17 protein-coding genes and 1 pseudogene are annotated in these 19,558 nt (G+C 70.7%); 10 read left to right on the top strand and 8 right to left on the bottom strand.

What is annotated here, in order from left to right; all coding sequences use genetic code 11:
• The 6 genes and pseudogenes from CR938_RS08900 to CR938_RS08925 form a co-directional block, all read left to right on the top strand.
• Positions 1-184 (top strand): transposase (locus CR938_RS08900; protein WP_162124675.1); only part of this gene is annotated, 184 nt, incomplete at its 5' end.
• Complete coding sequence (locus CR938_RS08905) at positions 165-395, top strand: hypothetical protein (protein ID WP_211365211.1); 231 nt, start codon at positions 165-167, stop codon at positions 393-395. The genes CR938_RS08900 and CR938_RS08905, both read left to right, overlap by 20 nt.
• Positions 392-1,360, top strand: a complete 969-nt coding sequence (kwaB, locus tag CR938_RS08910) for an anti-phage protein KwaB (protein WP_162124676.1) — start codon at positions 392-394, stop codon at positions 1,358-1,360. Before CR938_RS08905 ends, kwaB begins: the two co-directional genes overlap by 4 nt.
• A pseudogene (locus CR938_RS08915) lies at positions 1,360-1,611 on the top strand (type I restriction endonuclease); the annotation flags it as partial. The gene kwaB and the pseudogene CR938_RS08915, both read left to right, overlap by 1 nt.
• A gap of 77 nt (positions 1,612-1,688) precedes the next feature.
• A complete protein-coding gene (locus tag CR938_RS08920) occupies positions 1,689-2,690 on the top strand; it encodes a virulence RhuM family protein/type II toxin-antitoxin system death-on-curing family toxin (RefSeq protein WP_019397707.1) in 1,002 nt (333 codons plus the stop codon).
• Between the two features lie 4 nt (positions 2,691-2,694).
• Positions 2,695-5,901 carry a type I restriction endonuclease subunit R gene (locus CR938_RS08925; protein ID WP_162124678.1) on the top strand — a complete coding sequence of 1,069 codons (3,207 nt, stop codon included), beginning with the start codon at positions 2,695-2,697 and terminating at the stop codon, positions 5,899-5,901.
• A 103-nt stretch (positions 5,902-6,004) separates the two neighbouring features.
• Here the strand turns inward: CR938_RS08925 and CR938_RS08930 are convergent, their stop codons facing one another.
• On the bottom strand, positions 6,005-6,208 hold the full coding sequence (locus CR938_RS08930) for a hypothetical protein (protein WP_162124679.1): 204 nt from the start codon (positions 6,206-6,208) through the stop codon (positions 6,005-6,007).
• 159 nt (positions 6,209-6,367) lie between these two features.
• Here CR938_RS08930 and ada point away from each other — a divergent pair, with 159 nt between their 5' ends.
• Positions 6,368-7,444, top strand: coding sequence for a bifunctional DNA-binding transcriptional regulator/O6-methylguanine-DNA methyltransferase Ada (ada, locus tag CR938_RS08935; protein WP_162124695.1), 1,077 nt, complete (start codon positions 6,368-6,370; stop codon positions 7,442-7,444).
• Between the two features lie 4 nt (positions 7,445-7,448).
• On the opposite strand, the gene CR938_RS08940 is transcribed toward ada, so the two are convergent.
• Complete coding sequence (locus CR938_RS08940) at positions 7,449-10,910, bottom strand: hybrid sensor histidine kinase/response regulator (RefSeq protein ID WP_162124680.1); 3,462 nt, start codon at positions 10,908-10,910, stop codon at positions 7,449-7,451.
• Positions 10,911-11,069: 159 nt separating this feature from the next.
• Between CR938_RS08940 and CR938_RS08945 the strand changes: the two genes are divergently transcribed.
• From CR938_RS08945 to CR938_RS08955, 3 genes are read left to right on the top strand one after another with little or no spacing between them, the layout of a single operon-like run.
• Positions 11,070-12,470, top strand: a complete 1,401-nt coding sequence (locus CR938_RS08945; RefSeq protein ID WP_162124681.1) for an MFS transporter — start codon at positions 11,070-11,072, stop codon at positions 12,468-12,470.
• On the top strand, positions 12,467-14,839 hold the full coding sequence (locus CR938_RS08950; RefSeq protein WP_162124682.1) for a GH36-type glycosyl hydrolase domain-containing protein: 2,373 nt from the start codon (positions 12,467-12,469) through the stop codon (positions 14,837-14,839). Before CR938_RS08945 ends, CR938_RS08950 begins: the two co-directional genes overlap by 4 nt.
• On the top strand, positions 14,836-15,342 hold the full coding sequence (locus CR938_RS08955; protein WP_162124683.1) for a gluconokinase: 507 nt from the start codon (positions 14,836-14,838) through the stop codon (positions 15,340-15,342). Before CR938_RS08950 ends, CR938_RS08955 begins: the two co-directional genes overlap by 4 nt.
• Positions 15,343-15,346: 4 nt before the next feature.
• Here CR938_RS08955 and CR938_RS08960 read toward each other — a convergent pair whose 3' ends face one another.
• From CR938_RS08960 to CR938_RS08985, 6 genes are all read right to left on the bottom strand, one after another.
• A complete protein-coding gene (locus tag CR938_RS08960) occupies positions 15,347-16,714 on the bottom strand; it encodes an FAD/NAD(P)-binding protein (protein WP_162124684.1) in 1,368 nt (455 codons plus the stop codon).
• Positions 16,715-16,849: 135 nt separating this feature from the next.
• Positions 16,850-17,014: a 50S ribosomal protein L33 gene (gene rpmG / locus CR938_RS08965; protein WP_019398349.1), complete on the bottom strand. Its 165-nt coding sequence runs from the start codon at positions 17,012-17,014 to the stop codon at positions 16,850-16,852.
• 13 nt (positions 17,015-17,027) lie between these two features.
• Complete coding sequence (gene rpmB / locus CR938_RS08970) at positions 17,028-17,264, bottom strand: 50S ribosomal protein L28 (RefSeq protein WP_162124685.1); 237 nt, start codon at positions 17,262-17,264, stop codon at positions 17,028-17,030.
• A gap of 234 nt (positions 17,265-17,498) precedes the next feature.
• Positions 17,499-17,834, bottom strand: coding sequence for a lipid-A-disaccharide synthase N-terminal domain-containing protein (locus tag CR938_RS08975; RefSeq protein ID WP_162124686.1), 336 nt, complete (start codon positions 17,832-17,834; stop codon positions 17,499-17,501).
• A complete protein-coding gene (locus CR938_RS08980; protein WP_162124687.1) occupies positions 17,834-18,553 on the bottom strand; it encodes a glycosyltransferase family 2 protein in 720 nt (239 codons plus the stop codon). The genes CR938_RS08975 and CR938_RS08980 overlap by 1 nt, the downstream gene beginning before the upstream one ends.
• Before the next feature lie 37 nt (positions 18,554-18,590).
• Positions 18,591-19,556, bottom strand: a complete 966-nt coding sequence (locus CR938_RS08985) for an NAD-dependent epimerase/dehydratase family protein (RefSeq protein ID WP_162124688.1) — start codon at positions 19,554-19,556, stop codon at positions 18,591-18,593.
• Positions 19,557-19,558: the final 2 nt, after the last annotated feature.

The raw sequence follows: 19,558 nt of genomic DNA on the forward strand, positions 1-19,558 counted from the left end.
CGTCGCCTGGGCCCAGACCCGCCAGACCAACGGCTTCCTCGAAGCGCTCAACGGCCTGTTTCAGTCCGCCAAGCGCCGCGCTCGCGGCTTCACCCGCTTCACCACTATCAGAACCGTCATCTTCCTGGTCGCCGGCAAGCTCGACTTCGCAGTGATCAACCCTCATGCCCGGCAACCCACTTGAAATTCAACAGAGCCATATCAAGACGGATTTGTTTTATGCCAATCCGTCCTTGGCGTTGCTTGGTTTTCATATTTACCGCGCCAGTGGTCATTTCAAGAATGGTGAGCGAGAAGGCATCACGCTGATTTGTCGCGAACGACTGGCGGATAATCAGAGAGTTTCTTACATAAGGCTGGATGACCGAATTTACTACGTCAGGGGGGTAAGGTGATCGCGGATGAACTGAAAGCGGCCTTGCAGGACTACTATAACGACCAGGCCAATATCGGCGTTTGCGTGTATGCGCTAATGAAGGATGCATATTGTCCTGGTCCCTTCAAGCTGGATATTGAAGCCGATGCAGAAGCTGGACTCAAAACCTTGTTTCTGCAAAGTCTGCGGGACGAAATTTCCAGCAAAGAGGAACTGACGGTACTCGACTTGTCGAGCGCGGATGAGCGAGTCAATGCCATCTATGTTTACGATCTCGACATCCCTGAAGAGCTGACAGCACTTGAGACTGTAATTGCTCAAGACAACCTGCCGGTTCTAGATCTGAATGAAGCAAGCCTTTCCTCAATCAGGGCTCTTCTGATTGAAATCGGCAATGACGCAAGGCAGCTGGTTTTGTACAAGACCATGGCTCCCGTCAACATCTTTGGCCGATCAAGTTTTTTCTTGCGAAAGCATGAGAGTCGCCTTGAGCGGCTGGATGACGAATTCTTACGCGTCAGCGCCGGGTTCCAGATGATGCGGATTAATGGAAACCTGCTGGTGCTGAATCTTGAGGCGCTAGAGCATAACTTCGGGTTTCACGATGTGATTAAAAAGGAGGCAGCGCTGGGCATTAATGCCATCGTCTCAGCGGAATTGGTGGCCAATCCAGATGTCTTGCGTGAGCTTGTCGATGATGTGAAATATGCGCGTCGCCTCACCAAGATTGCTAAAGCGTCGCCTGTCCTTAAGGCTGGTATTTCAGGCGAAAGCATCGTCCAGTTTTGCAGTGCATTTCCTGGTCTAGCCGGGCGCATTCGATTCAATGATGAAAACAATAAGGTAGTTCTGGATACCAAGGTTTCCAAAGACTTGTTCATCAAGGTATTGATGGACGATTTTCTCACCTCTGAGCTCACAAAAATTCATTACGCCAGTGTCGCAAAAGATGCCGTGGAACCAGGAGTCGAGGAGGCAAACTGATGGCCTTCCTATCCGAGGCCGCCGTGGAGCAAGCGCTGCTGAATCAGCTGCGCGCGCTCGGTTACAGCGTTGAACGCGAGGACGACATCGGCCCCGATGGACACCGCCCGGAGCGCGAGAGCCATGACGAGGTGGTGCTGCGCGGGCGGTTCGAGCATGCAGTCGAACGCCTGAATCCCGCGGTGCCGCCGGAGGCGCGGCAGGACGCGATCCGCAGGGGCGTACAGGCCGTGCGGGCCTCGCGGCTCGATGCGCATGATCCGCACGGCCTGATTTCCGGCGCGCTGCGTATCTCCGATGCCCAAGCCTTCCTCAAGGAACGTGACTTATGAACGAAGCTGGGCAACTCGTCATCTTCGAAGCTGAAAACGGTCCGGTCCAGGTGCGGCTGGAGGGAGAGACCGTGTGGCTGACGCAGGCGCAGATGGCCGAGCTGTTCGGCACTTCCAGTGACAACATCAGCCTGCACCTCAAGAACATTTACAAGGAGCGGGAGCTTCAGGAGGCGGCAACTACCGAGGATTTCTCGGTAGTTCGCCAGGAGGGCGCGCGGCAGGTACGACGCCGGCTCAAGCACTACAACCTCGACGCCATCATTTCCGTGGGGTATCGGGTCAGTTCCGCGAAAGCCACGCGCTTTCGCCAGTGGGCAACTACCGTACTGCGTGAGCACCTGACCCGTGGCTTCACCCTGAACCGCCAGCGCTTCGAACGCAACGCCGCCGAGCTGGAAGCCGCGCTGCAGCTGGTGCGCAGGGCCGCGGCCGGCGCGGCGCTGACCGCCGATCAGGGCCGCGGGCTGGTGGACGTGATCGCGCACTACACCCAGACCTTCCTGTGGCTGCAACGCTATGACGAGGGACTGCTGACCGCACCGGCGGGCAGTCCGGGCGGCGTGCTGCCGACACTGGACGAGGCCCGTGCCGCCATTGCGCGGCTGAAGGCTGATCTGATGGCGCGCGGCGAGGCTTCCGAGCTCTTCGGGCGCGAGCGCGGCGATGCCTTCGCGGCTCTGCTGGGCAACCTTGACCAGACCGTGTTCGGCGAGCCGGCCTATCCCACGGTGGAGACCAAGGCCGCGCACCTGCTGTATTTCGTCATCAAGAACCATCCGTTCGCGGACGGCAACAAGCGCAGCGGGGCCTTCCTGTTCGTGGATTTCCTGGCACGCAACGGGCGCCTGCTGCGCAACGGCGAACCGGTGATCAACGATGTGGGCCTGGCGGCGCTGGCGCTGCTGGTGGCGGAGTCCGACGCCAAGAACAAGGACGTGATGATCCGCCTGATCGAGAACATGCTCGCCCTGCCGGGCGGCAGGGAAGAGGGATAGACGCATGGCATTTCTGTCTGAGGCGGAGATCGAAAGCGCGCTGCTGGACCAGCTGCGCGCGCTCGGTTACAGCATCGAGCGCGAGGAGGACATCGGCCCCGACGGCCACCGGCCGGAGCGCGAGAGCCACAATGAGGTGGTGCTGCGCAGGCGGTTCGAGGATGCCGTTGCCCGCCTGAACCCCGGGGTGCCGCCGGAGGCGCGGCAGGACGCGATCGGCAGGGTCACGCAGTCCGAACTGCCCGCCCTGCTCGAAGAGAACCGCCGCCTCCACAGGCTGCTGACAGAGGGCGTGGACGTCGAGTACTACGCACAGGATGGCACGCTGACCGCCGGCAAGGTGGTGCTGGTCGACTTCGAACACCCGGAGAACAACGACTGGCTGGCGGTGCGCCAGTTCACGGTGATCAACGGCCGGAACACCCGCCGGCCCGACGTGGTGGTGTTCGTCAACGGCCTGCCGCTGGCGGTGATCGAGCTCAAGGCGCCGGGCAGCGGGAACGCCACGCTGGCCGGTGCCTTCAACCAGCTGCAGACCTACAAGCAGCAGATCCCCCAGCTGTTCCACACCAACGCGCTGCTGGTCACGTCCGATGGCATCTCTGCCCGGGTGGGATCGCTGTCGGCCGACCTGGAGCGGTTCATGCCGTGGCGCACCACGGACGGCACGGAGGTCGCGCCCAAGGGGGCGCCGGAACTGCCGACGCTGATCGAGGGCGTGTTCGAGCATCGCCGGCTGCTCGATCTGGTGCGGGATTTCACGGTCTTTGGCGAGACGGGTTCCGGGCTGGTGAAGATCATCGCCGGCTACCACCAGTTCCACGCGGTGAAGAAGGCCGTGGAGTCCACGGTGCGCGCGGCCATGCAGGTCCAGGAAGTGGACGAAGATCCCGCGGAATACGGTCTGCCCAGCGTGAAGTCCCAGCGCCCGGGCGACCGGCGCGCGGGGGTGATCTGGCACACGCAGGGCTCCGGCAAGAGCCTGTTGATGGCCTTTTACGCGGGGCAGCTGGTCAGGCACCCGGCGATGGAGAACCCGACCCTGGTGGTGCTGACCGACCGCAACGACCTGGACGACCAGCTCTTCGCCACTTTCTCCATGTGCCGCGACCTGATCCGGCAGACACCGGTGCAGGCCGAGAGCCGCGAGCACCTGCAGGCGCTGCTGAACCGCGCGTCGGGCGGCGTGATCTTCACCACCCTGCAGAAGTTCGGCGAAGTCACGGCGCCGTTGACCACCCGCCGCAACGTGGTGGTCATCGCCGATGAGGCACACCGCAGCCAGTACGGCTTCAAGGCCAGGGTGGATGCGAAGACCGGCGAAGTCTCCTACGGCTTTGCCAAGTACATGCGTGATGCCCTGCCGAACGCCTCCTTCATCGGCTTCACCGGCACGCCCATCGAGGCGGATGACGTCAACACCCCGGCGGTGTTCGGCCACTACATCGACATCTACGACATCAGCCGCGCGGTCGAGGACGGCGCCACGGTGCCGATCTACTACGAGTCCCGCCTGGCGCGCATCGAGCTGGACGAGGACGAGAAGCCCAGGATCGACGCCGAGGTGGAGGAGATCCTGGAGGGCGAGGAAGAGACCGCCCGCGAACGCGCCAAGCAGAAGTGGGCCACCATCGAGGCGCTGGTGGGCGCGGAAAAGCGCCTGCGGCAGGTGGCCGCCGACATCGTGCAGCACTTCGAAAGCCGCGTGGCCGCGCTGGACGGCAAGGCCATGGTGGTGTGCATGAGCCGCCGCATCTGCGTGGCCCTCTACGACGAGATCGTCAAACTGCGCCCGGACTGGCACAGCCCGGACGACAACGCCGGGGTGGTCAAGATCGTGATGACGGGGGCGGCCAGCGACCCGCCCGAGTGGCAGCCGCACATCGGCAACAAGGCCCGGCGCGACCTGCTGGCCAGGCGTGCCCGCGATCCGGACGATCCCCTGAAGCTGGTGATCGTGCGCGACATGTGGCTGACCGGCTTCGACGCGCCCTGCATGCACACCATGTACGTGGACAAGCCGATGCGCGGCCACGGCCTGATGCAGGCCATCGCGCGCGTCAACCGCGTGTTCCGCGACAAGCCCGCCGGCCTGGTGGTGGACTACATCGGCATCGCGCAGAACCTGAAGTCGGCGCTGGCGCAGTACTCGCCGAAGGACCGCGAGAACACCGGCATCGACGAGGCCAGGGCCATCGCGGTGATGTTGGAGAAGTACGAGGTCGTGCGCGGCATGTTCCACGGCTTCGACTACGCCACGGCGTTGAGTGGAACACCACAGGAGCGGCTGGCAGTGATGGCGGGGGCCATCGAATGGGTGCTGGACATGCAGCAGCGGCTGGCGGCGCAGGAGACTACGGACGAGGGCAAGAAAAAAGCTCATCGCCGCTACCAGGACGCCGTGCTGGCCCTGTCCAGGGCCTATGCCCTGGCCGCCGCCTCGGACGAGGCGCGCGCGATCCGCGAAGAGGTCGGTTTCTTCCAGGCCATCCGTGCCGCGCTGGTCAAGAGCGGCACCGGACCGGGCCCGACCCGGCAGGAGCGCGAGCTGGCCATCCAGCAGATCGTCAGCCGCGCCGTGGTCTCGACCGAGATCGTGGACATCCTGAAGGCCGCCGGGCTCAGGAGCCCGGACATCTCCATCCTCTCGGACGAGTTCCTGGCCGAGGTGCAGCAGATGGAGAAGAAGAACCTGGCGCTGGAGGCCCTGCGCAAGCTCATCAACGACGGCATCCGCTCGCGCAGCAAGAGCAACGTGGTCCAGACCAGGGCGTTTTCGGAGCGGCTGGAGGACGCGGTGGCCCGTTACCACGCCAACGCCATCACCACGGCCGAGGTGCTGCAGGAACTGATCCAGCTGGCCAAAGACATCCGCGCGGCGCGCCAGCGAGGGGAAGAGCAGGGGCTGACCGAGGAGGAAATCGCCTTCTACGACGCCCTGGCCGAGAACGAAAGCGCCGTGCAGGTGATGGGCGACGACCAGCTCAAGGTGATCGCCCACGAGCTGCTGGTGAGCCTGCGGGAGAACGTGACGGTGGACTGGGCGCACCGGGAATCGGCCCGCGCCCGCATGCGGGTGCTGGTCAAGCGCATCCTGCGCAAGTACGGCTACCCGCCGGACCTCCAGGACGCCGCCGTGCAGACGGTGCTGCGGCAGGCCGAAGCCTTGTCGGCGGCATGGGCGGTGTCGCCGCAGGAGGCGACAGCCTGAAACGGCTGACAGGAGCAGGCCCCGGTGGCCCACCATTCCCGCCCCCGCGTCCCTGTGGCCAAGCGGGAGTGGCGGCGCGGCGGGATGGCCGCGCCGCCGGTAGTCAGGCCGCCATGGAGTCCCGCCCCAGCGGCACGCGCTCCTCGGCGCCGGCCAGCTCGTGGATGCGGGCCACGGTGCGGTCGAACTCGCGGGCCAGCTCCAGGAAGCGCGGGCGCGACGGGTCGGCGCGCTCCAGCAGGGCGCGGGCCTCCTCAGCAGGCGGCGGAACGTATTCATCGGGGTGCGGGACGGGACGCCCCGCCACGGTAAGCCAGCGGCCGGACCCGATCAACGTGGCCGGCACGCGGCCCGGATTCGGGCGCAAGAAACCGGACGCGCCGGCGCGCCGCCCGGCGCACACTGCGCCCGACCGCCGCCGGACCGCGATGGCGGCACGCCTGCCGATGGGATAGCTTCGATGGACATGGCCACCTCGACTCGACCGCACGCCCGCTATGCCAGCGACGGGGAACGCTGGGCCGCGGTGCTGGCACGCGATCCACGGGCCGACGGCGCGTTCTTCTACGCGGTGGCGACCACCGGCGTGTACTGCCGGCCCTCGTGCGGCGCGCGCCGGCCGCGGCGCGAGCACGTGGCCTTCTTCGCCAGCGCGCAGGCGGCCGAGCACGCCGGCTACCGTGCCGGCCGCCGCTGCCGCCCGGACCAGGCGCCGGCGCACGTGCGCCAGGCGGAGCTGGTTGCCGCCGCCTGCCGGCGCATCGAGGCGGCGGAGGAGCCCCCCACGCTGGAGACGCTGGCCGCGGAGGCGGGGCTGAGTCCTTTCCATTTCCACCGCCTGTTCCGCCGCATCACCGGCATGACGCCCCGGGCGTACGCGGCCGCGCACCGCGCCCGCCGCCTGCAGGAGCGTCTGGCCGGCGGCGCGCGTGTCACCGAGGCGCTCTACGCGGCCGGCTTCGGTTCCAGCAGTGCCTTCTACGCGCGCGCGGGGCGCGACCTGGGCATGTCCCCGGGTGCCTGCCGCGCGTGCGGCCGCGGCCTGGTGATCCGCTTCGCCGTGGCGCAGTGCTCGCTGGGCGCGCTGCTGGTGGCCGCCTCGGACAAGGGCGTGTGCGCGGTGTTCCTGGGCGACGATCCCGAGGCGCTGGTGCGCGACCTGCAGGACCGCTTCCGCGCGGCCGAGCTGGTCGGCGCGGACCGCGCCTTCGAGGACTGGGTGGCGCGGGTGGTGGCCCTGGTCGAGGATCCGGCCACCGGCCTGGACCTGCCGCTGGACCTGCGCGGCACCGCCTTCCAGCAACGGGTCTGGCAGGCGCTGCGCGCCATCCCGCCCGGGCAGACCGTGTCCTATGCCGAGCTGGCGCGGCGCATCGGCCATCCCGGCGCCACCCGCGCGGTGGCCGCGGCCTGCGGCGCCAACCCGGTGGCCGTGGCCGTACCCTGCCACCGCGTGGTGCGCAGCGACGGCGGCCTGTCCGGCTACCGCTGGGGCGTGGAGCGCAAGCGCGCGCTGCTGGAGCGCGAACGCGGCGGCGCCTGACCGCTCAGGGCGAGGCCTCGGCGCGCTCGGCGGCCGGCACCTGCGCCGCCAGCCAGGCGCGCAGCGAGGCCGGCTTCACCGGCTTGGTCAGCAGCTGGTAGCCGCGCAGGCGCGCCTGCCGCTTGAGCTCGTCGCGGCCGTCGGCGGTCAGCAGCGCGCCGGGGACCGGTCCGCCGACGCGCCGCAGCGCGTCCAGCGCGTCCAAGCCGTCCATGCGGTCGTGCAGGTGGAAGTCCACCAGCATCGCCTGCGGTGCACTGTCGGCCATGCGCGCCAGCGCCTCGTCCACGGTGGTGGCGGTGATGGCGATGGCCTCCCAGCGCGTGAGCAGGGCGCGCATGCCGTCCAGGATCTCCTGGTCGTTGTCCACGCACAGCACGCGCAGGCCGGCCAGCGAGCCGGAGGCCGGCAGCGCCGCGGCCGGGCGCGGCGCCGGCGCGGGCAGGCCGGCCGCGCGCGGCACGGTGATGGAGAACATGCTGCCGCGGCCCACCTGGCTGCGCGCGTCCAGGGCGTGGTCCAGCAGGCGCGAGATGCGCTGGCAGATGGACAGGCCCAGGCCCAGGCCGCGCTCGCCCCAGTCGAACGGCTGCTGGTAGCGATGGAACTCCTCGTAGATCTGGCGCATGTGCTGCTCGGGAATGCCCGGGCCGGTGTCCCAGACCTGCAGCCGCACCTGGTCGCCGTGGATGCGCATGCCCAGCACGATGCGGCCCTGGCGGGTGTAGCGCAGGGCGTTGGCCAGGAAGTTCTGCAGCACCCGCCGCAGCAGGCGGCGGTCGCTGCGCACCGCGCAGCTGCGCGCGTGCACGCGCAGGTCCAGGCCGCGGCCGGAGGCCACCGGTGCGTACTGCGCCGCCAGTTCGCGCAGCAGCCCGCCGGCGTCGAACTCGCGCACCTCGATCTCCAGCGCGCCGGCGTCCAGGCGGGAGACGTCGAGCAGACCGTCCAGCAGCTCCTCGGCCGCGCGCAGCGAGGTGTCCACGCGCTCGGCCAGGTGGCGCAGCTCCTCCGGCCCGTGGTTGCCGTCGCGCAGGGCCGAGGCGAACAGGCGTGCGGCGTTGAGCGGCTGCAGCACGTCATGGCTGATCGCGGCCAGGAAGCGGGTGCGCGACTGCTGCGCCAGCTCGGCCTCGCGGGTGCGCTCGGCCACGCGCTGCTCCAGGGTCTCGTTGGCCTCGCGCAGGGCCTGCTCGGCGCGCTTGTAGGCGGTGATGTCGTTGTAGCTGGTGACGTAGCCGCCGCCGGGCAGGGCCTGGCCGCGCATCTCGATCACCGTGCCGTCGGAGCGCACGCGCTCGAACACGTGCGGCGTGCCGGCGCGCATGTGCTCGATGCGCTTGCGGATGTGCTCCTCGACGCTGCCCTCGCCCAGCTCGCCGCGCTCGGCGTTGTAACGGATCAGATCGGCGACCGGGCGGCCGACGTAGAGCATGCCGTCCGGATAGCCGAACATCTGCTGGTAGCGGCGGTTCCAGGCCACCAGGCGCATGTCCGGGTCCACCACGCTCACGCCGGCGCTGATGTTCTCCAGGGTGGTAGACAGGATCTCGCGGTTGAAGCGCAGTTCCTGGCCGGCCTCGTCCAGCAGCGCCATCACCTCGTCCAGGTGCATGCCCGAGCCGCGCAGCACCGAGGTCAGCACCAGGCGCGCCGAGGCCGCGCCGATGGAGGCGGCCAGCAGGCGTTCGGTGAACTGGATCCAGCCGCGGTCGGCGGCGGCGGCCGGGTTGAGCTCGCGGCCCAGCGCGGCGGCCTGCTCGGCGAAGGCGCGGCGGGCGTGGCGGTCGCCGACGATGCGCACGGCCAGCGCGCGCAGGTCGCCGACGCTGACGTTGCCCGGCCAGTCGCCGTGGCTGAGGATCTGGCGCTCGGCGTACGGGTCCAGGAACGGGGCGATGCGCAGGCGCTCGTCCACGCTGGGCCGCCAGCGGGCCGACACCACCATCATCACCGCGCTGTTGATCAGCAGCGACCAGAACGTGCCGTGGGTCAGCGCGTCCCAGCCGCTGAGCCCGAACAGCTGCTGCGGCCGCAGCCAGCCCAGCCCGAACGGGCCCTCGTGCACCCAGCCCGAGTCGAACAGGCCGGAGTTGGCCAGCGCCGGCAGCAGCAGGGTGTAGGTCCAGGTGGCGAAGCCGGCCAGCAGGCCCCACTCCACGCCGCGGCGGCTGGCGCCGCGCCAGTACAGGCCGCCGATCAGGCCGGGGCCGAACTGGGCCACCGCGGCGAAGGCCATCAGGCCGTAGGAGGCCAGGGTGGTGTCGCCGCCGGCCCAGCGGTAGTAGCCGTAGGCGCACAGCGACAGCAACAGGATCGCGGCGCGGCGGATCCACAGCACCAGCGAGGCCACGTCCGCGGCCGCGTGGCGCTCGCCCCAGCCGCGGCGCAGCAGCACCGGCATCACCAGGTCGTTGCTGACCATGGTGGCCAGGGCGATGGAGGCCACGATCACCATGCCGGTGGCCGCGGAGAAGCCGCCCACGTACGCGGCCAGGGCCAGCGCGTCCCGGCTCTCGGCCAGCGGCAGGGCCAGCACGAAGGTGTCGCTGGGCACCGCGCCGTCGCGGCCGAACAGGGCCACGCCGGCCGCGGCGATGGGCAGCACCATCAGCGTCACCAGCAGCAGGTACCCGCTGAACATCCAGCGCGCCTTGCGGATGTCGGCCACGTCGCCGCACTCGACCACCGCCACCTGGAACTGGCGCGGCAGGCAGACGATGGCCAGGAAGCTGAGCAGGGTCTGGGTCAGGAAGCCGGTCGGCGGCGCGCTGGCGAACAGGGTGTAGGCCGACTCCTCCAGGTTGCCGCCGCGCCCGTCCAGCCACAGCCACGCGAACACGCCCACCGCCACCAGCGCCACCAGCTTGACCAGCGACTCCAGCGAGATGGCCAGCATCATGCCGTGGTGGTGCTCGGTGGCGTCCACCTGGCGGGTGCCGAACAGGGCGGCGAACAGCGCCATCAGCAGCGCCACGTACAGCGCCGGGTCGGCGGCCACCGGGACCTGCCCGGTGTCCTGGCCGCTGAGCACGCCCAGGCTCAGGGCCACGGCCTTGTACTGCAGCGCCACGTAGGGCACCACGCCGACCAGGGCGATCAGCGTCACCAGCGCCGCCAGGCGCCGTGAGCGGCCGTAGCGGGCGGAGATGAAGTCGGCGATGGAGACGGTGTTCTGGCTGCGCGCGATCAGTGCCAGGCGCTCGATGATGCGCCAGCCGAACAGCAGCAGGAGGATCGGGCCCAGGTAGATGGGCACGTAGCCCAGGCCGTTGCGCACGGCGCTGCCGACCGCGCCGTAGAACGTCCACGACGAGCAATAGACCGCCAGCGCCAGGCTGTAGACCACCGGGCGCAGCCAGGGCCGGTCCGGGTACATGGGGCGGCGGTCGCCCCACCACGCCACCGCGAACAGCAGCGCGGCATAGCCCACGGACACCAGCAGCAGGATCCAGCTCGAGACCAAGGCGGCCCCTCCTCCGACCCAGTCCGAAGGCAGGCAGTGTACTTCCGTTCTCCGGCGCACGGGGGCGCCGCGCTTGCCATGCGGGCGCCGAGGGCCCAAGCTCGACAACGCTGTCAACGGCCGGCCGCGCCGCGGCCGGCCCCGTCCGGGCGAGGGGACATGGCACCAGCACAGGCCAGCGACACCGCCGCAACGCGGCGCGCCGACGGCGAGGCCCGCCTGCGCCTGCGCGAGCAGGCCGGCTACGCCGTCGGCGACTTCGGCTTCAACCTGTACTGGGCCAACATCTCGGCCTACCTGCTGATCTTCTACACCGACGTCATGGGCCTGGCCGCGGCGGCGGTGGGCACGATGATGCTGGCGACCAAGATCGTGGACGCGGCCACCGATCCGCTGATGGGCGCACTGGCCGACCGCACCCGCAGCCGCCACGGCCGCTTCCGTCCCTACCTGCTGTACGGCGGCCCGGCGCTGGCGATGGCCGGGGTGCTGACCTGGACGGTGCCGGACCTGGAGCCGGGCGGGCGGCTGCTGTGGGCCTATGCCACGTTCACCCTGATGATGCTGGCCTACACCGTGCTGAGCATGCCGTACTCGGCACTCTCGGGGGTGATGACCGCCGACAGCCAGCAACGCACCGCCCTGGTCAGCTGGCGCTTCATCGCCGCCTTCGCCGGCACCACCCTGGTCAACTGGCTCACCCCTGGCCTGGTGCGCCGGCTGGGCCGCGGCGACGAGGCGCTGGGCTGGCAGCTGACCCTGGGCCTGTACGGGGTGCTGGCCACGGCCTGCTTCCTGGCCGTGTTCGCCACCACCCGCGAGCGCATCCAGCCACCGCCGGCGCAGCGCAGTCCGGTGTGGCAGGACGTGCGCGACCTGCTGCACAACAGGCCGTGGCTGGTGCTGTTCGCCCTGGCGCTGATCATCATGGTCACCATCGTCATGCGTGCCGGCACCCTGGCCTACTACCTCAAGTACCACGTCGGCCGGCCGGAACTGACCGGGCTGTTCCTGGGCAGCTATTCGGTGGCGCTGGCCGCCGGCGCGGCGCTGACCCCGCTGCTGACCCGCCACGTGGACAAGACCCGGCTGCTGGCCCGGCTGATGGCGGGCGTGGGCGTGGCCTCCTGCGCCATGTACCTGCTGCCGCCGGACGCGGTGTGGGCGCTGCTGGCGATGAACCTCCTGGTGGGCCTGCTGCTGGGGCCGAAGTCGCCGCTGGCCTTCTCCATGTACGCCGACTGCGCCGACTACACCGAGTGGAAGACAGGCCGCCGCGCCACCGCGATGACCTTCGCCGCCGCCACCTTCTCGCAGAAGCTGGGCGGGGCGCTGGCCTCGGCGGCCATCGCCTGGCTGCTGTCGCTGCTGGGCTACGTGGCCAACCAGGTGCAGGGCGAGGCCTCGCGCACCGGCATCGTCCTGCTGCTGACCGTGATCCCGGGCGTGGTGGCGCTGCTGGCGGCATGGGTGATGCGCTTCTACCCGCTGGACGGGCCCACCCTGGAGCGGGTGCAGGCGGACCTGCGCCGCCGCCGCCGCGCGGAGGCGGCGCCATGAGCGCGGCCCCCTGCGCCTTCGTCGACGGCGGCCGCCGCCTGGTGCTGCACGACCCGGTGGCGATGCCCAACGCCTCCACCTTCCTGTGGAACCGGCGCATGCTGCTGCAGCTCAACTGCCGCGGCTATGCGACCGCGCAGTTCATGCAGCCGGAACCGGCGCGCTACGCGCATGCGCCGGTGCTGGAGGCCAGGACCTTCATGCAGCCGGAACAGCCGTACTACGCCCACCACCCGGGCCGGTTCTGCTACGTCAAGGACGAGGAGGACGGCGCGCTGTTCTCGGTGCCGTACGCGCCGGTGCAGCGCCGCCCGGACACCTTCGCCTTCGCCGTGGGCGCGGGCGATGCGGCCTGGACCGTGGCCTGCGCCGGTCTGGAGCTGGAATGGCGCGTGGTCCTGCCCGCGGACGATGTGGCCGAGCTGTGGACCCTGCGCGTGCGCAACCGCTCCGGGCGCGGGCGGCGCATCAGCCTGTATCCGTACTTTCCGGTCGGTTACATGTCGTGGATGAACCAGGCCGGCGAATACCGCGCCGACCTGGGCGGCATCGTCTGCAGCAGCGTCACGCCGTACCAGAAGGTTGAGGACTACTTCCGCCAGCGCGACTTCCTCGACCGCACCGTGCTGCTGCACGACCGCGCGCCGGATGCCTGGGAGGCCAACCAGGTCGCGTTCGAGGGGCAGGGCGGCCTGCATGCGCCGGACGCGATCCTCGGCCGCGACACCCTGGCCCGCGGCGACGCCCGCTACGAGCTGCCGGCGGCGGTGCTGCAGTACCGGCTGGCGCTGGCTGACGGGCAGGAGGAGGCGTTCGCCTTCGTGTTCGCGCCGGCGCGCGACGATGCGCAGGTGCGCGCGCTGCGCGCGCGCCACCTGGGCCCGGGCGGCTTCGCGGCCGCGGAGGCGGCCCATGCCGCCCACCTGGAACAGGGCCGCGGCTGCCTGCACCAGGACACGCCGGAGGCCTGGTTCGACGCCTTCGCCAACCACTGGTTGCCGCGCCAGGTGCACTACCATGGCGACGTCAACCGCCTGACCACCGACCCGCAGACGCGCAACTACCTGCAGGACCACATGGGCATGGCCTACGTGCGCCCGGAGGTGGCGCGCGCGGCCTTCCTGCACGCGCTGGCCCAGCAGAAGCCGGAAGGGGCCATGCCCGACGGCATCCTGCTGGTGGAGGGGGCCGAGCTGAAGTACATCAACCAGGTGCCGCACACCGACCATTGCGTGTGGCTGCCGGTCTGCCTGTCGGCCTACCTGGACGAGACCGGCGATACGGCCCTGCTCGACGAACCGGTGACCGACCGCGAAGGCTACACCGCCACGGTGGCCGCGCGCGTGGGCCGGGCCATGGACTGGCTGCTGCAGGCGCGCGACCCGCGCGGGCTGAGCTACATCGCCCAGGGCGACTGGTGCGACCCGATGAACATGGTCGGCTGGAAGGGCCGCGGCGTGTCCGGCTGGCTGTCGCTGGCCAGTGCCTGGGCACTGCGTCTGTGGGCGCAGGTGTGCGAGCGTCGCGGCGAGGCCGCGCAGGCCGCGCGCTTCGCCCGCGGCGCGGAGGAGTTCAACGCCGCGGTCAATGCGCACCTGTGGGACGGGGACTGGTACGGCCGCGGCATCACCGACGACGGCGCGGCCTTCGGCGTGCGCGCCGACGCCGAGGGCCGCATCTACCTCAATCCGCAGAGCTGGGCGCTGCTCAGCGGCGCGGCCGACGCGGAACGGCGCGCGCGCCTGGTCGCCGCGGTGGAGCGGCACCTGGTCTCCCCCTACGGCGTGGCCATGCTCGATCCGCCCTACACCGGCATGCGCGAGGACGTGGGCCGGCTGACCCAGAAGTTCCCCGGCTCGGCCGAGAACGGTTCGGTCTACAACCACGCCGCCGCGTTCTGGGCCTATGCGCTGTACCGGGTGGGCGAGGCCGACCGCGCCTGGCGCGTGCTGCGCGCCATGCTGCCCGGCCCGGATCCGGAGGACCTGGTGCAGCGCGGGCAGTTGCCGGTGTTCGTGCCCAACTACTACCGCGGCGCCTGGCGCCTGTATCCGCGCACCGCAGGCCGTTCCAGCCAGCTGTTCAACACCGGCACCGCGGCCTGGCTGTACCGCTGCCTGGTCGAGGAGCTGTTCGGCCTGCGCGGCGAGGGCGCCGGCCTGCGCATCGCCCCGCAGCTGCCTTCGCACTGGCCGGGCGCGCGCGTGCGCCGGCGCTTCCGCGGCGCCGGCTTCGAGGTGTGGATGGAGCGCGTGGCCGGCGTGGACGCCGCGCGCGTGACCGTGGACGGGCGGTCGCTGGAGGCGGGCCTGCTGCCGCGGGTGGAGCCGGGCCGGCACTACACCGTGCACGTGGAGCTGCCGGCATGAGCGGTGTCCGCGTGGCGGTGGTGATGGGCGTGTCCGGCAGCGGCAAGACCACCCTGGCGCGCGCGCTGGCGCAGGCCTGGCCGGCGACCTTCCTCGACGCCGACGACTTCCACAGCCAGGAAGCACGGGCGCACATGGCCGCGGGCCGGCCGCTGACCGACGCCATGCGTGCGCCGTGGGTGGAGCGCATCGCCGCCGAGCTGCGCCGGCGGGTGGAGGCCGGCGAGCGGGGGGCCCTGGCCTTCCCCGGGCCGCGCCCCGCGCACCGCCAGCGCCCGCGCGAGGCCGGCCTGCCGCTGCGCTTCCTGTACCTGGAGGGGGAACCAGCGCTGGTGGCCGAACGCATGCGCGGCCGCCGGGGCCACTACATGCCACTTTCGCTGCTGGACAGCCAGTACGCCGCGCTGGAGGCGCCGGAGGGCGAGCCGGACGTGGCGGTGGTGCCGGTGGCCCTGGACCGCGCCGCGCAGCTGCGGCGCGCGCTGGCGCTGCTGCGGGACTGAGGCCTCAGCCGGCCCAGGCCTGGGCCAGGGCCTGGGCCTGCAGGCGCAGGTCGGGGATGGCCAGGCTTTCCCAGGCCTGGCCGATGCGCAGGCTGCCGATGGCGCGCAGGTCGTCCTGGGGCCGGCCGTCGGCGTCCAGCAGGCGCCCCTCGGCGTCGGTGGCCAGGCCGATGCCGTGCGCGCCGGGCACGGCATGGCCCTCGCCCAGCAGCTGCTCCAGCAGCGGATTGCCCATGGCCTGCACGCGCAGCTCCACGCCGGTGGCGTTGACCACGTGGTCCACCTCCAGGGTGTGCGGCCGGCGCGCCGCGTCGCGCAGGGCCAGCTGCACGCAGCGCGGGCCGGCCGCGGCCAGCTCCAGGCGCGCGCGGTGCAGGTGCAGGCGGCCGGAGGCGCGCAGGCGCTCCAGCACCGCGTGCACCTCCGGGGCGATGCGGTGGCGGTGCACGTCCCAGTGGCGCACGGCGTGGCGCAGGAAGCGGCGCTGCTCGTGCTCGGGCAGCGACTGCCACAGCGCCGGCCCGTGCGGGCGCAGCCGCTCGATCACCGCCTGCCAGGACAGGCCGCGTGCGGCCGCGTCCTGCACCTGGCGGCGCAGCCGGCGCAGGCGCGCGCGGGTGCCCAGCGGCAGCAGCTCGGCGTGGTCGAAGGCCTCGTCCACCGCCAGCGCCGGGTCGTGGGCGCGCGGCAGCAGGCCGTGGCGCGAGACCAGGTGCAGCGGCCCGCGGTGGCCGGTGGCGTCCAGGGTGAGCACCGCGTCCACCATGCTCAGGCCGGTGCCGACGATGCACACCGCCGCGTCGGGGCCGATCGCGGCCACGCCCTCGTAGTCCCAGGCCGCGACCCGGCGCGGGGCCGGCCCCGCGCCGGCGCCGCGCGCCGGCAGCGGCCGCGGCGCGTTGCCGGTGGCCAGCAGCACCCGCGCCGCCAGCAGCCGGCCGCCGTCCCAGGCCAGGCGCCAGGCGCCGTCCGCGCGTTCGGCGGTGGCCCCCTTCGCCGCCACGTGCTCCAGGCTGGCCGCGCTGTCCTGCCGCACCTGCGCCAGGCGCGCCTGCACGTAGGCGCCGTAGTCGCGGCGCGGCACGAAGCGCACGGCCAGCGCCTGGCGCAGCTGCCCGGCGTACCCGGGCAGGCCGGCGAGGTAGTCGACGAAGTCCTCCGGCTGGTCCGGGAACAGGCTCATCCTGCCGGCCGGCACGTTGAGCACGTGCTCGGGGCGGCCGGTGCCGTAGGCCACGCCCCGGCCGGGTTCGGCGGCGGAGTCGAACAGGACGATGCGCAGCGGCGACCGCGCACGTTGCAGGCAGTGGATCGCCGCAAGCGTGCCGGCGGCGCCGCCGCCGACGATGGCGAGGTCGCAGCGGGAATGCATGGGCCGATTGTAGCCGGGGCCGGCGGCCGGCCCGCTAAGGTTTCGCAAAGGCACGCGGCGCCGGCGCCGCCCGGAAACGGCAGGGCCCGCCCTGCGGCGGGCCCTGCTGCGAAGAACACCGGAAGGCGACCGGTATTACTTGATCTTGCCTTCCTTGTAGATCACGTGCTTGCGAACGACGGGATCGTACTTCTTGATCTCCATCTTGTTCGGCGTGTTCTTCTTGTTCTTGTCGGTGGTGTAGAAGTGGCCGGTGCCGGCCGAGGAGATCAGGCGGATCTTGTCGCGCTTGGAAGCCATGGTCGGTTACTCCTCAGATCTTCTCGCCACGCGCGCGCAGCTCGGCCAGAACGGCATCGATGCCCTTCTTGTCGATGGTGCGCAGAGCGGCGGTGGAAACGCGCAGCTTCACCCAGCGCTTCTCCGAGGCCACCCAGAAGCGGCGCTCGTGCAGGTTGGGGAGGAAACGGCGGCGGGTCTTGTTGTTGGCGTGCGAGACGTTGTTGCCGGTCTGCACGCTTTTGCCGGTGACTTGGCAAATGCGGGACATACGCACCTCGAAAGGTTCTGGTGTCGCCCATAGCCCGGGAGACGGACGGCCCCGCGGCCGGCCCGGCCTGGCGGACGGGGCGGCGCACGCGATGCGGGAAGGATCTCGGCTGCCGGCGCGGCCCAGGTCGCGCCCCCGGGGCCGCCGGTCCGGTCGGGACGGACGCAGCGAGTCGGGCATTATGCCCTGCCGGCCGTTTCCGGCGCAAGTTGCCGGCCGTCCCCCGGGCCGGCCTCAGTGGCCGGCCCGGTCGCGCTTCCAGCCACGGTGGCGGATGTCCAGGTACAGGCTGTAGCAGGCGGTGAAGGCGGGAAACAGGTTCTGCAGCACGCCCACCGAGTCCTGCTTGGCCGAGAACAGGAAGTAGCTGAGGGTCATCAGGCTGCCGGCCACGCTCATGTACCAGAACAGGCGCGGGATCACCGGCTTGCCGGCGCGCCGGGAGGCGATGAACTGCACCAGCCAGCGGCCGCCGAACATCAGCGCGCCGGTGTAGCCGATCAGCTTCCAGCCGGTGACGTGCAGGCCGGTCCAGTACAGCCATTCGATCGGCTGGTCGAGCACCGACATCAGAGCTCCTCCACCGCGGTGCGGCGGCTGCGGGCGATCAGCCAGGCCACCCCGCGCAGGTCGCGGATGCCCACCAGGGCGCGGCCGAGGTTGTTGTACTTGGACACGCCGGCCGTGCGCGGGCGGTGCGAGACCGGCACGCTGACCGTCTTCCAGCCGGCGCGCTGCACCAGCGCCGGCAGGTAGCGGTGCATGTGGTCGAAGTAGGGCAGGTCGAGGAACACCTCGCGCTCGAACAGCTTGATGCCGCAGCCGGTGTCCGGGGTGTTGTCGCGCAGCATGCGCGCGCGGATGCGGTTGGCCCAGCGGCTGGCCCAGCGCTTGGAGCCGGAGTCCTTGCGGTCCACGCGCCAGCCGGCGAACAGCTTGACCTCGGGCCCGGCAGCGTCGCGCGCGGCCAGCAGCTTCGGGATGTCGGCCGGGTCGTTCTGGCCGTCGCCGTCGAGGGTGGCGATCCACGGCGCGCGCGCGGCCTTCACGCCGGTGCGCACCGCGGTGCTCTGCCCGCTCTGGGTGGCGTGGCGCAGCACGCGCAGCTCCGGGACGCGCGGCTTGAGCGCCTGCAGCACGGCCAGGGTGTCGTCTGTGGAGTGGTCGTCCACGTAGACGATCTCGAACGGCAGGCGCCCGCGCAGGGCGGCTACGAGCTCGTCCACCAGCGGCGCGATGTTGTCGCGCTCGTTGAAGACCGGAACGACGACGGAAAGTTCGGGGTTCATGGTTTGCCGGGGCGGGAGGGAAGGGGGCGCGGACGGCTCATGCCGCCGCGCCGAAGTAGTCGCGGCACCAGTGCACCACCGGCGGCAGGCCGGTGTCGATGCCCACCTTCGGCTCGAAGCCGAAGGCCTGGCGGGCACGGGTGGTGTCGGCCATGGTGCGGACCATGTCGCCGGGCTGCAGCGGGCGGTACACCTTGTGTGCCGGGCGGCCGGCGGCGCGCTCGATCACGCCGATGAAGTCCTCCAGCGCCACCGGGGTGTGGTTGCCCAGGTTGAACACCCGGTGCGGCACCGGCTCCCGCGGCGGATGGTCCAGCGCGCCGAGCACGCCGGCCACGATGTCCGAGACGTGGGTGAAGTCGCGCTCCATGCGGCCGTGGTTGAACACCTCGATCGGCCGCCCGGCCAGCACCGCGCGCGAGAACAGCAGCGGGGCCATGTCCGGCCGGCCCCACGGGCCGTACACGGTGAAGAAGCGCAGGCCGGTGGCGGGCAGCCCGTACAGCTGGGCGTAAGTGTAGGCCATCAGCTCGTTGGCCGCCTTGGTGGCCGCGTACAGCGAGCGCGGGCGGTCGATGCGCTGGTCCTCGGAGAAGGGCGGGGTGGCCGAGTCGCCGTACACCGAACTGCTGGAGGCGTACACCAGGTGCCGCACGCCGCCGTGCCGGCACAGCTCCAGCACGTTGACGAAGCCCTCCAGGTTGGAGGCCACGTAGGCGTGCGGGTTCTGCAGCGAGTAGCGCACGCCGGCCTGGGCGGCCAGGTGCACCACCCGGTCCGGGCGCAGCTCGGCAAACAGTGCCGCCAGGCCCTCGCGGTCGGCCAGATCCAGGCGGCGGATGTCCACGTCCGGACACAGCGCGGCCACGCGGTCGTGCTTGAGCCGCGGGTCGTAGTAGTCGTTGTAGTTGTCCAGGCCGGCCACCCGCTCACCGCGCGCGGCCAGGGCCTGGCAGACGTAGGCGCCGATGAAGCCGGCGGCGCCGGTGACGAGTACGGTCATGG

The organism is Pseudoxanthomonas taiwanensis (assembly GCF_010093135.1).
Taxonomy (GTDB): domain Bacteria; phylum Pseudomonadota; class Gammaproteobacteria; order Xanthomonadales; family Xanthomonadaceae; genus Pseudoxanthomonas; species Pseudoxanthomonas taiwanensis.